General features: G+C 73.1%; 12 protein-coding genes. 8 read left to right on the forward strand and 4 right to left on the reverse strand.

From position 1 onward, the window contains the following. Positions 1 to 141: 141 nt before the first annotated feature. The gene (locus AC5R91_RS10850) at positions 142 to 1,860 is read left to right on the forward strand and encodes an NAD(P)/FAD-dependent oxidoreductase (RefSeq protein WP_495397020.1); all 1,719 of its coding nucleotides are present in this window, start codon (positions 142 to 144) and stop codon (positions 1,858 to 1,860) included. Beyond that, positions 1,857 to 3,338, forward strand: a complete 1,482-nt coding sequence (locus AC5R91_RS10855; RefSeq protein WP_495397021.1) for an ATP-binding protein — start codon at positions 1,857 to 1,859, stop codon at positions 3,336 to 3,338. Before AC5R91_RS10850 ends, AC5R91_RS10855 begins: the two co-directional genes overlap by 4 nt. 17 nt (positions 3,339 to 3,355) lie before the next feature. Here the strand turns inward: AC5R91_RS10855 and AC5R91_RS10860 are convergent, their stop codons facing one another. The 3 genes from AC5R91_RS10860 to AC5R91_RS10870 all read right to left on the reverse strand — a co-directional run bounded on the left by AC5R91_RS10860 (position 3,356) and on the right by AC5R91_RS10870 (position 5,849). Next, complete coding sequence (locus AC5R91_RS10860) at positions 3,356 to 4,693, reverse strand: glycosyltransferase (RefSeq protein ID WP_495397022.1); 1,338 nt, start codon at positions 4,691 to 4,693, stop codon at positions 3,356 to 3,358. 22 nt (positions 4,694 to 4,715) lie between these two features. Further along, positions 4,716 to 5,495 carry an SDR family oxidoreductase gene (locus tag AC5R91_RS10865; RefSeq protein WP_495397023.1) on the reverse strand — a complete coding sequence of 260 codons (780 nt, stop codon included), beginning with the start codon at positions 5,493 to 5,495 and terminating at the stop codon, positions 4,716 to 4,718. A 108-nt stretch (positions 5,496 to 5,603) separates the two neighbouring features. After that, positions 5,604 to 5,849 (reverse strand): DUF2630 family protein, encoded by a 246-nt coding sequence (locus AC5R91_RS10870; protein WP_041939026.1) that lies wholly within the window; start codon positions 5,847 to 5,849, stop codon positions 5,604 to 5,606. Between the two features lie 118 nt (positions 5,850 to 5,967). Here AC5R91_RS10870 and AC5R91_RS10875 point away from each other — a divergent pair, with 118 nt between their 5' ends. The 6 genes from AC5R91_RS10875 (at position 5,968) to AC5R91_RS10900 (ending at position 14,164) form a co-directional block, all read left to right on the forward strand. Continuing rightward, positions 5,968 to 6,990 carry an NADPH:quinone oxidoreductase family protein gene (locus AC5R91_RS10875; RefSeq protein WP_495397939.1) on the forward strand — a complete coding sequence of 341 codons (1,023 nt, stop codon included), beginning with the start codon at positions 5,968 to 5,970 and terminating at the stop codon, positions 6,988 to 6,990. Positions 6,991 to 7,060: 70 nt separating this feature from the next. Further along, positions 7,061 to 7,705, forward strand: a complete 645-nt coding sequence (locus AC5R91_RS10880) for a TetR/AcrR family transcriptional regulator (protein ID WP_495397024.1) — start codon at positions 7,061 to 7,063, stop codon at positions 7,703 to 7,705. A 151-nt stretch (positions 7,706 to 7,856) separates the two neighbouring features. Next, complete coding sequence (locus AC5R91_RS10885) at positions 7,857 to 10,451, forward strand: sensor domain-containing protein (protein ID WP_495397025.1); 2,595 nt, start codon at positions 7,857 to 7,859, stop codon at positions 10,449 to 10,451. Positions 10,452 to 11,186: 735 nt separating this feature from the next. Further along, positions 11,187 to 11,501, forward strand: a complete 315-nt coding sequence (locus AC5R91_RS10890; protein WP_011603124.1) for a hypothetical protein — start codon at positions 11,187 to 11,189, stop codon at positions 11,499 to 11,501. A gap of 12 nt (positions 11,502 to 11,513) precedes the next feature. Continuing rightward, a complete protein-coding gene (locus AC5R91_RS10895) occupies positions 11,514 to 13,013 on the forward strand; it encodes a class I adenylate-forming enzyme family protein (protein WP_011603123.1) in 1,500 nt (499 codons plus the stop codon). Between the two features lie 161 nt (positions 13,014 to 13,174). Beyond that, positions 13,175 to 14,164, forward strand: coding sequence for an acyl-CoA thioesterase (locus tag AC5R91_RS10900; protein WP_495397026.1), 990 nt, complete (start codon positions 13,175 to 13,177; stop codon positions 14,162 to 14,164). On the opposite strand, the gene nhaA is transcribed toward AC5R91_RS10900, so the two are convergent. Beyond that, a complete protein-coding gene (nhaA, locus tag AC5R91_RS10905; RefSeq protein ID WP_495397940.1) occupies positions 14,161 to 15,438 on the reverse strand; it encodes a Na+/H+ antiporter NhaA in 1,278 nt (425 codons plus the stop codon). The two genes, AC5R91_RS10900 and nhaA, sit on opposite strands and share 4 nt — an antisense overlap. Between the last annotated feature and the right edge of the window lie 120 nt (positions 15,439 to 15,558).

Here is a 15,558-nt window from a genome sequence, read left to right on the forward strand (position 1 = left end):
ACTCGTTCGGCCGATCGACCTCCACCAGGAACGCGGTCCTGTTCCGTCCGCCCGTCGCCCGCCGGCCCGTGACCCGGGCTCGATCGCTCCGCAACCGACCCACCGGCACTGCGCCAGCCACCGATCTCCCCGGGGGGCACCATGACGTCCGCATCGGCTCCGCCCACGCCCGGCGCCGCGGCGGCGCCCGGTTCGAGGCCGGCGGCCCGGCCGGCGATCCTCACCGTCGACGACGACCCGAGCGTCTCCCGCGCGGTCGCCCGCGACCTGCGGCGCCAGTACGGGGAGCGCTACCGGATCGTGCGCGCCGAGTCCGGGTCGCAGGCGCTCGACGCGCTGCGGGAGATGAAGCTGCGCGGCGACCGGGTCGCCGTGCTGCTCGCGGACTTCCGGATGCCGGCGATGAACGGCATCGAGTTCCTCGAGCAGGCGATGGACCTGTACCCGACGGCGCGCCGCGTGCTGCTGACGGCGTACGCCGACACCACCGCGGCGATCGACGCCATCAACATCGTCGATCTCGACCACTATCTGCTCAAGCCGTGGGACCCGCCGCAGGAGAAGCTCTACCCGGTCGTCGACGGCCTGCTCGACGCCTGGCTCGCCGCCGACCACACCCCCGTCACCGAGACCCGCGTGGTCGGTCACCGCTGGTCGGCGCGTTCCTACGAGGTACGTGACTTCCTCGCCCGCAACCAGGTGCCGTATCGCTGGTACCTGTCCGAGGAGCCGGAGGGCGCGCGGCTGCTGGCCGCGGCCGAGGCGTCCCCCGACACGCTGCCGGTCGTCATCACTCCCGACGGAGTGACGCTGACCGATCCCACCGACGCCGAGCTCGCCGGCCGGGTCGGGCTGACCACCTCCCCCGCCGAGGACTTCTACGACGTCGTGGTGATCGGCGGCGGCCCGGCGGGCCTGGGCTCGGCGGTGTACGCGGCCTCGGAGGGGCTGCGCACCGTCCTCGTCGAACGCACGGCCACCGGCGGGCAGGCCGGCCAGAGCTCGCGGATCGAGAACTACCTGGGCTTCCCGGACGGCGTGTCCGGCGCCCAGCTCACCGACCGGGCCCGCCGGCAGGCGATCAAGTTCGGCGCGGAGGTCCTCACCGCCCGCGACGCCGTCGCGCTGGAGGTCTGCGGCCCGGCGCGCACGGTCCACTTCGACGACGGCCGGCAGATCTCCGCGCACGCCGTCGTCCTCGCCACCGGCGTGTCCTACCGGCAGCTCACCGCCCCCGGCCTGGACGAGTTCACCGGCCGCGGGGTGTTCTACGGCTCCGCGCTCACCGAGGCGCCGTCCTGCGCCGGGCAGGACGTCTACATCGTCGGGGGGGCGAACTCCGCCGGCCAGGCGGCGATGCACTTCGCCCGGCACGCCCGGCGGGTCAGCATGGTGGTGCGCGGGTCGTCGCTGGAGGCGTCGATGTCCCACTACCTGATCCAGCAGATCGCCGGGGTCCCGGCGATCACCGTGCGGACCTGCACCGAGATCATCTCGGCGGAGGGCGACGGCCACCTCGAACGGCTCACGCTGCGCGACAACTCCAGCGGCGAGACCGAGACGGTCGACACCCAGTGGCTGTTCATCTTCATCGGCGCGGCGCCGCGCACGGGCTGGCTCGACGGCGTGCTGACCCGCGACGAGCGCGGGTTCGTCCTGGCCGGGCCGGATCTCGTCGTCGACGGCCGCCGCCCGCCGGGCTGGTCGCTCGACCGCGACCCCTACCACCTGGAGACGTCGGTGCCCGGGGTCTTCGTCGCCGGCGACGCCCGCGCGGAGTCGGTGAAGCGGGTGGCCTCGGCGGTCGGCGAGGGCGCCATGGCCATCGCGCTCGTCCACCGTTACCTGGAGAAGCGATGACACCGGTTCCCTGCGACGTCGACGAGCTGCGCACCCTGTTCCTGTTCGAGAAGCTCACCGACGACCAGCTCCACTGGCTGTGCGAACGCGGGCACGCCGAACTGCTCGAACCCGGCCCGGTCTACAGCGAGGGCGCGCCGGCGAGCTGCTTCTACGTGCTCATCTCCGGCGCGCTGGTGATGTCCACCCGGGTGGGCGCGGACGACGTCGAGGTCGTGCGCTCCTCCCAACGGGGGGTGTACGCCGGCGCCTGGCACGCCTACCTCGGCGACCGGGTGCCCCAGCTCTACAAGAACTCGATGCGGGTGACCATGCCCAGCCGGTTCTTCGTCCTCGACGCCGACGACGTGGCCACCGTGATGCGCGAGTGGTTCCCGATGGCCCTGCACATGCTCGAGGGCCTGTTCTTCGGCATGCAGAACACCCAGCAGGTGGTCGGCCAGCGGGAGCGGCTGCTCGCGCTGGGCTCGCTGTCCGCGGGGCTGACCCACGAGCTGAACAACCCGGCGGCCGCGGCCGTGCGGGCCACCTCGGCGCTGCGCGAGCGGGTCGCCGGCATGCGACACAAGCTCGGCATGATCGCCGCCGGTCCGTACGAGCGCACCGAGCTGGAGGTGCTCATCCGCCTGCAGGAAGAGGCGGTGGAGCGGGTGGCGAAGGCACCGACGCTCACCCCGATCGAGGTCTCGGACCGCGAGGACCTCATCGGCGACTGGCTGGACGAACGCGACATCGGCGACGCCTGGGACGTCGCGCCGATCTTCGTGCAGGCCGGCCTGGACGTCGCCTGGCTCGACCATGTGGCCGACTCGGTGCCGTCGGGCGTGCTCGACGGCGCCGTGCGCTGGCTGACCTACACGGTCGAAAGCGAACTGCTCATGCGGGAGATCGAGGACTCCACCACCCGGATCTCGACTCTGGTCACCGCCGCCAAGCAGTACTCGCAGATGGACCGGGCGCCGTACCAGACCGTCGACATCCACGAGCTGCTCGACAGCACCCTGATCATGCTGGGACGCAAGATCGGCGACGACGTCGAGATCCGCCGGGACTACGACCGGTCCCTGCCGGCGATCCCCGCCTACGCCGCCGAGCTCAACCAGGTCTGGACGAACCTGATCGACAACGCCGTCGCCGCGATGGATCACCGCGGCACGCTGACGGTGCGGACCTTCGCGGACCACGACTTCGGCGTCGTCGAGATCGGCGACACCGGCCCCGGCATCGACCCCGCCATCCGGGACCGGATCTTCGAACCGTTCTTCACGACGAAGGCGGTCGGCGAGGGCACCGGCCTCGGCCTTGACATCTCCTGGCGGATCGTGGTGAAGAAGCACCACGGCGACCTGCGGGTCACCTCCGCCCCTGGCGATACCCGCTTCCAGGTCCGCCTCCCCCTCGAAGCCCCCTCCGACACCGACACCGACAGCCCACCCGAGGGCCCGCCCGACAGCCCGCCGCAGTCCAAGCAGACTTGAATTCGTCCACCAAGATTTCAAGTTTTCGGCGCCAAACTTGAATTCTGAACCGGGAGTGGAGGAGCCGCCTGGCCCGCGCCGGTGGCGTCCGCGAGCTGCTCCAGCAGGTCTGCGGCCTTCTGCTCGCGGCCGGCGCGCGCGATCTCGGCCTGCAGGCGGCGCGCCTGCGTCGCGTAGCGGGGGTCGGCCAGCACCTGACGGACCGCCGTACGGATCTGCTCCGCGGTCGGCGTCTGGGTACGCAGGTCGATGCCCACGCCGGACCAGGCCACCCGGGCGTTGACCTCGTTCTTGTCCTCGCTGCGGCCGGCGCCGACGATCGGCACGCCGTGAGAGAGCGCGAGCTGCGTCCCGCCATAGCCGCCGTTGGTGAGGAAGACGTCGACGTGCGGCAGAAGCTCGTCGAAGGGGATGAAGCGTTCGACCCGGGCGTTGCCCGGCAGCGTCCCGAGCTCGGCCGGGTCGCCGCCGCCGGTCACGGCGACCACCAGGATGTCCTCGCCGGCGAGCGCGTCCAGCGCGGGGCGGATCAGTTGGTCCGCGTCGGTCGCGACGGTGCCCTGGTTGACCAGCACGACCCGGCGGCCCGCCGTCAGTTCGTGCCACCAGGCCGGCGGCTGCCAGGTCGGGTCGGCCAACGGGCGCGGCGGCCCGACGAAGCGCACCTGGGGCGGCAGATCCGGGACGGGATACTCGAAGCTGGGCGGGCTGAACTGCAGGTACATCTGACAGACCAGCGGATACTCGAACACCATCTGGGCGGTGGGCGGCAGGCCGAGCTGCCCGCGGACATCATTGACCGCGGCGGTCATCGGCCGGAACACGACCCGGCGCATGAGCTGGTCGAGCGCGCGGTTGCGCAGCCGTCCGACCAGGCCGGCGGACGGGGCCAGCCCGAGGCCGAAGGGCGCCAGCTCCCGGCTCGGGAAGCCGAGCACGGTGATGCCGAAACCGGCGAACGCCGGGCCGCCGAGTTCCTGGATCAGCGCCGCGGCGATGAAGGCGGTGTCGCCGACGATGACGTCCGCGGATTCCAGCTCGAGCAGGGCGTGCAGGTCCCGGACGTGTCCGAGCATGGGAAGGGCGAATCCGTGGACCATCTCGAACTGGAGCTTGCGCAGTCCGGTCCGTTTCTGGTGGCCGGGGAACCGCTCGTTCAGGTCGAGGACGCTGAAGTCGTTGTGGTGCTCGCCGATGGGGTGAAAGGTGGCGCCGGTGGCCGTGATGGCGTCGGCGAAAGCCGAACCGGCGTACCACCGGACGCTGTGGCCACGCCCCACCAGGGTTCTGGCGACCGGGTACGCCGGGGCGGTGTGGCCCACGCCGGGAGTGGTGGCGAACAGGAAACGGGCCACGGGAAGGTCACCTTTCGGGCTGTCAGGCCACCGGGCTCAGGCCGCCGTCGAGGTTGACGGCTGTGCCGGTGATGTAGGCGGCCCGCGCGGAGACCAGGAAGGCGACGAGGTCGGCGAACTCCTGGGCGCCGCCCACCCGGCCCAGCGGGATGCCGGAGTCGCGACCCATCCGCGTGTAGAGCTCGTCGACCCCGATGCCCTGCGCGGCCGCGGCCCGGTCCCACTGACCGCTCTCGACCAGGCCGATGAGTACGGCGTTGACCCGCACGTTGTCCGGGCCGAACTCCTTGGACAGGGCCTTGGTGAGCGCGAGGCCGGCGGCCCGGGTCACCGACGTCGGCATGGAGCCCGCGCCCGGCGCGCGGGCGCTGATCGACAGCGAGTTCACGATGCTCCCGCCGCCCGCCCGGCGCAGGTGCGGCAGGACGAGCCGGGATGCCCGGACCGCCGCGTGCAACTTCAGGTCGAAGTCGCCCTGCCAGGCCTCGTCGCTCTGGCCCTCGAACGGCCCCGCGGAGCTGGCCCCGGCGTTGTTGACCAGGGCGTGGACGGCGTCCCACCGGTCGGTGGCGGCGGCGACGAACCGCTCGAGGTCGGCCGGTTCGCGGACGTCGGCGACCACCGGCAGGACCTCCCCGCCAGCACCGCCCGCCGCCTCGGCGACCGACCGCAGCCGCGCCTCGTTCCGGCCACAGAAGGCCACCTTGGCCCCCTCGGCGGCCAGCATCCGCACCAGGGCGGCGCCGAGGCCGTCCGAGCCGCCGGTCACCAGCACGACCCGGCCCGCAAGCTGCAGATCCATCCGCTCCCCACTCCAGGCCGACCGCCCCGCTCCAGGCCCGGCCGTCCTACTCCGGGCCGGCCGTCCCACTCCAGGCCCGGCCGCCCCCCGCTGAAAGGCTCCGCCGTCCTACTGCAGGTAATGCTCGACCTGGGAGACGCTGCCCGGCTCGGCGCCCTGCGGGTCCTGGCCGGCGTCGCGCCGGGCGCGGCGGCGGCGCAGCAGGTCCCAGCACTGGTCCAGCGCCTGCTCCAGGCGTTCGAGGCGCTCGTGCTCGGTCTCGGCGTCGATCTCGCCGCGGGCGCGACGGCCCCGCAGCTCGTGCTCCTCGGCCACGAGGGCGCTGACCTGGGCGTAGATCCGCTCGTCGTCCACCCGACCACTCAATCACGCCGGCCCTGGGCCGTGGGACCGGACCGCAGGGCGGAGGATCTTCGCGGAACGTGATTCTCGGGATGTGACCTGACATACTGTCCGCGTGGGAATCGCGATGATGCGAGCCGCGGTCTGCCATCGACTGGGCACGCCGGACGAGATCACGACCGAGCCGGCGCCCAGGCCCGAGCCGGGGCCGGGCGAGGCGTTGATCAGGGTGCACGCGGCGGCGGTGAACCTGCCGGACGTGCTCATCGCCGCGGGCCGTTACCAGGTGCCGGTACCGCCGCCGTTCACCCCCGGCAGCGAGTTCGCGGGGGTCGTCGTCGGCGTCGGGCCGCAGGTGACGGGCGTCCGGGTCGGTGACCGGGTGGCCGGCGCGACGATGAGCGGCGCGTTCGCCGAGTACGTCGCCGCCCCGGCGGAGTCGCTCATCCCGGTGCCGGCCGGGGTGGATCTCGCCACCGCCGCGGCGAGCTGGGTCTGCCACCTCACCGCCTACCACGCGCTGCGCTCGATCGCGGACATCGCGCCCGGGGAGCGGCTGGTCGTGCTGGGCGCCGCCGGCGGCGTCGGGCTCGCGACGGTGGAGCTGGGCGCGCTGCTCGGCGCGCGGGTGATCGCCGCGGCGTCCAGCCCGGAGAAGCTCGCGGCCTGCAAGGAGCGCGGCGCCGAGCACCTGATCGACTACGAGCGCACGCCGTTACGCGACGCGATCCGGGCGGCGGCCGGCGGCGCGGACGTGGTCATCGACCCCGTCGGCGGACGCTTCGCCGAGGCGGCGCTGCGCACCCTGGGCTGGGGCGGGCGGTTCGTCACCGTCGGCTACGCCAGCGGGGAGATCCCCCGCATCCCCCTCAACCTGCTGCTGTTGAAGGGTATGATCGTGCGCGGCTTCGAGCTGCGCACCTTCCCCCGGTTCGAGCCGGAGCTCGCGGCGCGGGACCGGGCCGAGCTCGCCGAGCTGCTCGGCACCGGCCGGGTCGCCCCGCTCATCGGCGCGCGCTTCCCGCTGGCCGCCACCGGTGCCGCCCTGACCCACGTCGCCGCGCGGCAGGCGATCGGCAAGGTCGTCCTGGAGATGACGGCCGGCGATGACACCGGCGACGGCACCAGCGTCGGCACCAACGTCGATGACTGAGATCGGCGGCTGGGACGGACGGCCGAGTCGGGTGGCCGAGATCGATGGGTGAGACCGATGGGTGAGACCGATGGCTGACTCGGCCGTCGCTGCACAGTCCGCCCCGGTCGACCGGACCGGCCCGCTCGGCCAGCCCGACGAGGTCGCGCAGGCGCAGGTGCGGCGGCTGCTCGACATGGGACTCACCCTGCTGATCGACCGCGGCACGTCGGAGGCGGTGCGCGTCGCGGACATCGTCGCGGCCGCGGGGTTGTCCAACAGGGCGTTCTACCGGTACTTCGCCAGCAAGGACGATCTGGTCGCCGCGATCGTGGAGGACGGGATGCGGCGGGCCGAGTCCTACCTGCGGCACCTGATGGACCGGGAGACCTCCCCGGAAGGCCGGCTCCGGGCGATGATCGCGGGCTTCCTCCGCCAGGCGACGGACCCCGTCATCGGCGCGGCGACACGGGCCGTGCTGGCACAGTCGGAGCGATCGCGGGACATCGCCGGCAGCGCCGCCCGGGCCTCGCTGGACATGATCGCCGGGCTGGCGGCCGGCCCGCTGGCCGAGATGGGCGTGGAGCACCCGCGGGACAAGGCGCGGCTGCTCGCCATCACGCTGTCCGGCGCCGTGCAGGACGTGCTCTGGGGTCGCCACGAGCGGTCGTCGCGGGCGGAGGAGGTCGCCGCCTACTGCCTGGCCGGCGTGCGGGCGCCGGTCGACGCCCGCTGACGCCACGACCGCCTCCCGCCCACTCCGGACCAGGAGACTACTTTCCGTCACCATTCGCTGGTGCCGGCACCGCATGGGGCGCGGCCGCCCGGGTATGGACAAGACCGGGCCGCACGGGGTGGGTCGGGCCGCACGGGGTGGGTGAGGAGTCTTGGTACAGGAGCGTCCGGACCTCTTCGAGCTCCTGAACCTCGCCGTGACCGTGACGGATCTTCGCACCGGCCGGCTGCGCCGTGCCAACGCGGCGGCCTGCGACCTGCTCGGGCGTTCCGAGGAGGAGCTGGTCGGCACGTACTGGCAGGACGTCACCGTGCCCGAGGAGCGCGCGCTGTGGCACGAGGAGATCCACCGGCCCGGCCGGCACGACCCGCCGTCCCGGCGGCTGGTCCGCCTGTGGCGCCCGGACCACAGCACCGTGCACGTCCTCGTCACCTCGGCGACGGTGCCCGGACCGGCGGGACGGGAGATCCTCAGCCAGCTCCAGGACGTCTCCGACGAGATCACCGCGAACGACCGGCTGCGCCTCATCCTGGACAACACGCCGGTGTCGATGTTCCTGGTGGACCGGTCGGGGTTCGTGCTCGCCAGTGAGGGCCTCATGGACGCGACGCTGTCGCGTCTCGCCGAGCATCCCGACGTCTCGGTGTTCACGCTCTTCGCGGACCTGCCCGACGCCCTCGGCCTGCTGCAGGCCGCGCTCAACGGGCGTCCCCTGCACACCGTCATCGAGGCGTTCGGCCGCTGCTTCGACCTGCATCTCATGCCGATCGAGGGACCCGAGGGCGAGGTGAGCTACCTGACCTGCGTCGCGACGGACGTCACCGAACACCAGCAGGCGCTGGCCACCCTGCGGACCCGCTCGGTCGAGCAGGCCATGGTCGCCGACCTGGGCCAGCAGGCGCTGGAGAGCCTCGACGCCGCCTCGATGTGGACCCGGGCCGCCCGGATTCTCGCCGAACATCTCGCGGCTGGAACCGTCCGGATCCACGAACTCGACGACACCGGCCGGCGCACCCGCACCCTCGCCGACGTCTTCCCCGCCACCGCATCCCCCCACGACACCGCATCCCCCCGCACCACCGGATCCCCGCACACCACAAGATCCCCCCACACCACCGGATCCGCCGCCGACCTGACCCGAGCCGGCGGCGGGACCGACGGCGCATGGTGCCCGCCGCAGCCCCCCTCCGGGACCGTCACGGGCACTCACGAGCTCGTCATCGCGACCGGCCGAGGTGATCGGCCATCGGCGGTCATCGAGGTGAGCCGCTTCCCACCCGCACCGGCGTTCAGCGAGCAGGATGTGCAGTTCGTCCGCTCGGTCGGCGCCGTGCTGGGAGCGGCGGCGATGCGCTTCCGGATGGAGGACGAGATCCGCCGTCAGTCCCTGCACGACGGACTCACCGGGCTGCCCAACCGGACGGCGCTGCTCGACCGGCTGGACCGGGCGCTGCGGCGGGCGCGGGGGGACGGGACCCGCATCGGCGTGCTGTTCATCGACCTCGACGGCTTCAAGACGGTCAACGACACCCTGGGCCACCAGGCCGGCGACCACCTGCTGCGGCTGACGGCGGACCGGCTCGAGCACGCCGTGCGGCCCGCCGACGTCGTCGGGCGGCTCTCCGGCGACGAGTTCGCCGTGCTCTGCGAGGACGTCGACTCCCCCGCCGCCATCGAGGCGATCGCCGACCGGGTGCTCGCCACCCTGGACACGCCCTGCATGCTGCGCGAACGCACCGTCCTGCTGTCGGCCAGCGTCGGCATCGCCCTGTCCGGGCCGGACACCGCAGACGGCGAGGATCTGCTCAACGCCGCCGACATCGCGATGTACGCCGCGAAACGCCGCGGGCCGGGGCGGCGGCTGGCGTTCGACGAGGTGATGCGCACCCGGCTGATGGCCCAGATCACCGAGAACGACGAGCTGCGCCGGGCCGTGTCCGCCGACGAGCTGGTCATGCGCTACCAGCCGATCCAGGACATCGACCGGGAGGTGGCCGGCGCGGAGGCGCTGCCGCACTGGCGACATCCGCGCCGGGGTCTGGTGCCGCCCGTGCAGTTCCTGCCCGATCCCGCGCACGTCGGCCTGCGGGTGCCGATCGACCGCTGGGCCGTGGGCCGGGCCTGCCGGGCCGCCGCCGGGTGGGCGGACGAGCGCACTGGCGGCGCGCCGCCACCACTGCTGACCGTGACCATCTCCAGTCGCTGCCTCGTCGAAGCGCGGTTCATTCCCGAGCTGGACGTGCTGCTGGCCGCCACCGGCGCGGACCTCCGCTACCGGCTGTGCCTCCAGATCACCGAGCGGGAGGTCGTCGACGACGAGATGGCGCTGGCGGCCGCCTTCGGCGAGCTGCGGCGGCTGGGAGTCGACCTCTGCGTCGACGACTACGGGTCGGCCCGGACGATGGCCGCCGCCATGAACCGGGTGCCCTTCGGCTACATCCGGCTCAACGGAACGTTCGTCGACGGCGTCGACCGCAGCCCGGTGCGCCACGCCGCCTCGGGTGCCCTCATGCACTTCGCCCACGAGCTCGGCATCCGGGCGATGGCCGGCGACATCGGGACGGCCTCCCAGTTGGACACGCTGCGGGCGCTGCGCTGCGACCTCTTCCTCGGCCCGGTGATCGGTCCGAGCACGCCGCGCCTGCCGCGGCTGGCCGGACGCGGGGATGAGCCGGGCACCGCCGCCACCCCGCGGCTCCGTCTCCCGGACGGTGACGACCCCGCGGCGGCCGACTCCGAGCAGTGACGGCCGGCGACCACCACCCCTGCGGATTGGTGACGGCGCCGTCAGACCCGCCTCGGTCGCGAGCCGCCGCGAGCCACCCGGCGTCCCCTGGTCGCCCGCGGCGACCGCCGCTGCGGCGAGCGCCGAGGACATCGCAACCGACGGGTCCACGGGATCACCCTCGGCGCCGGCCCGGCGTCCGGCGGGTGTGTCCGCGCACCGCGGCGGCCCGACGGCCCCTTCACCAGCGGCCAGAAGCGGACCGGGCAGCAGGTGACGGCCGTTCCGGCCGGCCCCCGGCGCATCGGCTGCCCCGTGTCCGAATCTGAGGTTCAATGAGCGATGAAACATCTAACTTCGCACATGAGATGTACGGCGGGTTCCGACACGACCGGGATCACGCCGTGGACGTACACCCGCAAACGGGGCCTGCCCACACCCGGCGTCAGGTGACATCGTTGTTAGAAATCGAGGTAGCCTCGTATGCTTAGGTGAGGCGCCGCCGCGTGCGGGCAGTCGCCCCGGCGGCGGTTCCGGCGGCTGGCATGGGCGCGTTCGGCCGGCGGCGCTGGGCCGACGGCCGCGGGCAGGATCCCGTCGGGGCCCGTCGGCGTTCACCCTCGATCCACGTACGGGTGGCGATGTCGCTCCCACCCGGGGCGGTGGCGCCTGATCCCCCCGGGCAGTAGAAATCAGGAAAGGCGTGACTCCCTCCGCTCTGCGAGAGGAACACGCGCGAGCGAGGAGGTCGAGAACGTGAGCCTTGTCACCAAGCCCGGTACCCGCTACCGGTCCGCCGTCGACCAGACGGAGATCATCGTGGTGAAACCCGCGAAGGGACCGATCGATCTGCGGTGCGGCGGCCATCCGGTCGTGGCGATCGGCACCGAGGCCCCCACCGGGCTCACTCTGGACCCCGCGTTCTCCGCCGGCACGCCGCTGGGCAAGCGGTTCGCCGACACCGACACCGGCCTCGAGCTGCTGTGCACCAAGGGCGGCACCGGTTCCCTGTCCATCGGGGAGGTCATCCTCGCCCAGAAGGACGCCAAGCCCCTGCCCTCCTCTGACTGACGGGTAGCCACGATGCACCTCGGGATGCTTCTCGAAATGGCCGCGGACGGGATGGCCGACCGGGTCGCGCTCGGCCCGTTGGCCTCCGGTCTGACCTTCGCCGAGCTGGCCAGCCGGGCCCGGCGCCTGGGCGCCGCGCTCGAGGCGCGGCCGGGCGAGCGGGTCGGGCTGATCGACCTGAACTCCCCCGCGGTTCCCCTGACCCTGTTCGGCTCGGCGATCGCCGGCAAGCCGTTCGTGCCGATCAACTACCGCCTGGCGGATCCGCAGTTGCGCGCCATCGTCGCCCGCACCGCCCCGGCGACGATCATCGTGGGTGAGGGTGTCGTCGAGCGGGTCGGGCCGGTCGACGGCGTCGAGTTCCTCAGCCGGGCCGAGGCCCTGGCGCTCGCCGAGGACCCCGAGGGCAAGGAGAAGGACGGCTGGGGCGGCGACGCCGACGACATCGCCGTCCTGCTGTTCACCAGCGGCACCACCGGCGAGCCGAAGGCCGCCGTGCTGCGGCACAGCAACCTGACCGAGTACATCATCTCCACCGTCGAGTACGCCGGCTCGGCCGAGGACGAGGCCGCGATCGTCAGCGTGCCGCCCTACCACATCGCGGGCATCTCGGCGGTGTTGTCGTCGACCTACTCCGGGCGCCGGGTGGTCCAGCTCGAGGCGTTCGACCCGACCGCCTGGGTCACCATCGTCCGGGAGGAGTCGATCACCCACGCGATGGTCGTCCCGACGATGCTCGGCCGCATCCTGGACATCGTGGAGGCCGATGGCCTGGGTCTGCCGTCGCTGCGCTCGCTGTCCTACGGCGGCGGCCCGATGCCCCTGCCGGTCATCGAGCGCGCGGTCGGTCTGCTGCCGAACGTCGGCTTCGTCAACGCCTACGGCCTGACCGAGACCTCCAGCACCATCGCGGTGCTGGGTCCCGACGACCATCAGGCGGCGTTCGCCAGCGACGACCCGGCGGTCCGCGCCCGGCTCGCCTCCGTCGGCAAGCCGCTGCCGACGCTCGAGGTGTCGATCCGCGACGCGGTCGGCATCGAGGTGCCGGTGGGCGAACGCGGAGAGATCTACGTGCGCGGCGGCCAGGTCTCCGGCGAATACCTCGGCCGAGGCACGACGCTGGACTCCGACGGCTGGTTCCCGACCCGCGACGAGGGCCACCTCGACGAGGCCGGGTACCTGTTCGTCCACGGCCGGCTCGACGACGTGATCGTGCGCGGCGGCGAGAACCTGTCGCCGGGCGAGATCGAGGCGGTGCTGCTGGAGCACCCGGGCGTGCTCGAGGCCGCGGTCGTCGGGATCCCGAACAAGGAGTGGGGCGAGCAGGTCGTCGCCGCCGTCGTCACCTCTGGCGGGGTGACGGAGGAGGACCTCAAGGCGCACGTCCGCACCCGGCTGCGCTCCAGCCGGACCCCCGACCACATCCAGTTCCGCGAGGAGCTGCCGTTCAACGAGAGCGGCAAGCTGCTGCGCCGGGTGCTTCGGACCGAGCTGTCCGAGGCCTTCACCTGATCGGTTCCGCATCGCGCGCCCGCCGGCCGGCTGCGACCGGCGGGCGCGGGACGCGGCGTGCGGCGCCCGGGGCGCGTCCCGCCCGCCGGGATCGGGCATGCCGCGACCGGCCGCCGTGCGGTGCCGCGCGCCGGCGAGGACGAGGCGAGGATGAGCTGACCATGACCGTCGTTCCCACTGGCCCCGGCCCCGTAGGGGAGCCGGCGCTCAGCGCCACCGCAGCCGGCGCCACGTCGGCCGGCGCCACGTCGGCCGGCGCCACGTCGGCCGGCGCGGGCGCGGATCTCGCCCTGCCGCTGCAGGACGTCCTCGGGGTCCGGGAGTCCGAGCCGGACGTGTTCGTCGGCGCTCGGGGTGCGCGCGCCCGCACCGGCATCTTCGGCGGGCAGCTCGCCGGCCAGGCACTCGCGGCGGCCCAGCAGACCGCGGACTTCCCGGCGCACTCGCTGCACGGCTACTTCCTGCAGTCCGGCGACCCGGACATCCCGGTGAGCTACCACGTCGAGCGTCTGCGCGACGGCCGCTCGTCGGCGGTGCGCCGCGTGGTCGCCCGCCAGCACGACCGCCGGCTGTTCGAGGTGATGGCGTCGTTCACCACCCCCCGGGAAGGGCTCGACCACGCCGATCCGGCCCCGCCCGACGTGCCCGACCCCGAGACGGTCGCCGACCTGCCCAGCCATCTCGCCGCCTGGGGGTTCGACGGCCCGTTGCCCCCGCACTTCGCGGTGCTGGACTTCCGGCCGGTCAGCGTCGTGTCCCCGCTCGCGCCGCGGGCGTATCCCCCCAGCCAGCAGGTCTGGTTCCGGGTCAGGTCCGCGCTGGGGGACGATCCCCGCGTCCACCTGCAGGCGATCACCTATGCGTCCGATCTGTACCTGCTGGCCACCTCCCTGCGGCCGCACGGGATCGCGTCGGCCAGCCCGGGGGTGTCGTTCGCCAGCCTCGACCATGCGATCTGGTTCCACCGCCCGTTCCGGGCCGACGAGTGGCTGCTGCACGACCAGCACTCCCCGACCGCCTCCGCCGGACGCGGGTACTCGACCGGCAAGATCTTCCGGCGGGACGGCACCCTGGTCGCGACGACCGCCCAGCAGGGTTTCATCCGCCCGCCGGCGGGCGCAGTCGGCGAACAGCGCCCACCGACGCGTTAGGGCTGCTCCGCCTGGTAGACGTCCGGGACGCCGTCGCGGTCGTCGTCAGTGGTCTCGAGCTGGTGGATCCGGGCGTAGGCGCGGTTGCGCAGCCGCAGCACCACCGTCGCCAGCAGGGCGGCGATGATCGAGGCGGTCAGCACCCCCACCTTGACGTGATCGTCGCGGGCGCTGCCGAACCCGAACGCCAACTCTCCGATGAGCAGCGACACCGTGAAACCGATCCCGCCGAGTAGCGCGAGCCCCGCGACGTCGACCCAGGCCAGGCCACTGTCGAGGCTCGCCCCGGTGAACCGGGCGACGAGCCAGGTCGTCGCGAAGATCCCGACCGCCTTGCCGACGACCAGGCCGACGACGACACCGAGGGCGGCCCGGTCGGACAGCGCGTCGGCGAGGCCCCCGAACCCACCGACGGTCACCCCCGCCGAGCAGAAGGCGAAGACCGGCACGGCGACGCCCGCCGACACCGGCCGCCACCGGTGCTCGAAGTGTTCCGCAAGTCCCGGGCCCGCCTGCGGTCCCCCGCCCCCCTCGCTGCGCGCCACCGGCACCGCGAAGCCGAGCAGCACCCCGGCGACCGTGGCGTGCACCCCGGAGGCGTGCACGAGCGCCCAGGTGAGCACCGCGAGCGGCAGCAGCAGCCACCACGCCCGCACTCGGCGCTGCACCAGCACCGTGAACGCCGCCCACGGGACGACGGCGACGACCAGCGGCACCGCGGACAGCTCAGCCGTGTAGGCGACGGCGATGATCGCGATCGCCAGCAGGTCGTCGACCACGGCGAGGGTCAGCAGGAAGGTACGCAGCGCCGTGGGCAGGCTCCTGCCGACGACCGCGAGCACCGACAGGGCGAAGGCGATGTCGGTGGCGGTCGGGATCGCCCATCCCCGCAACGCCCCGCTGTGCAGGTTCAGCAGCGAGTACAACACGGCCGGGACGGCGACTCCGCCCACGGCGGCGGCCACCGGCACCGCCGCCCGGCTCGGGTCGCGCAGGTCCCCGGCGACGAACTCACGCTTGAGTTCGAGACCGGCGACGAAGAAGAAGACGGCCAGCAGCCCGTCGGCCGCCCACTCGCGGACCGAGAGGTCCAGGTGCAGCGCCGCCGGACCGAAGTCGGTGGCCAGCAGCGCATCGTAGCTGCCCGACCAGGGTGAGTTCGCCCAGCCGAGGGCCAGGACGGTGGCGGCGAGCAGCAGCGCCCCGCCGATCGTCTCGTCGCGCAGGATCACCGCGATCCGCCGGGTCTCCGCCCAGGAGCCGCGGGCGAACAGGCGGGCACGTCGCGTCGGCGGGTTCAGAACGGTCTCCCAGCGTCCGGGGTCGGGTGGATCACCGCCGACCAGACTTCCCGGCACACCGCGATCAAGTCTAGTCCGGCGCCGCTCATCCGG

This window comes from Frankia sp. BMG5.60 (assembly GCF_059428125.1).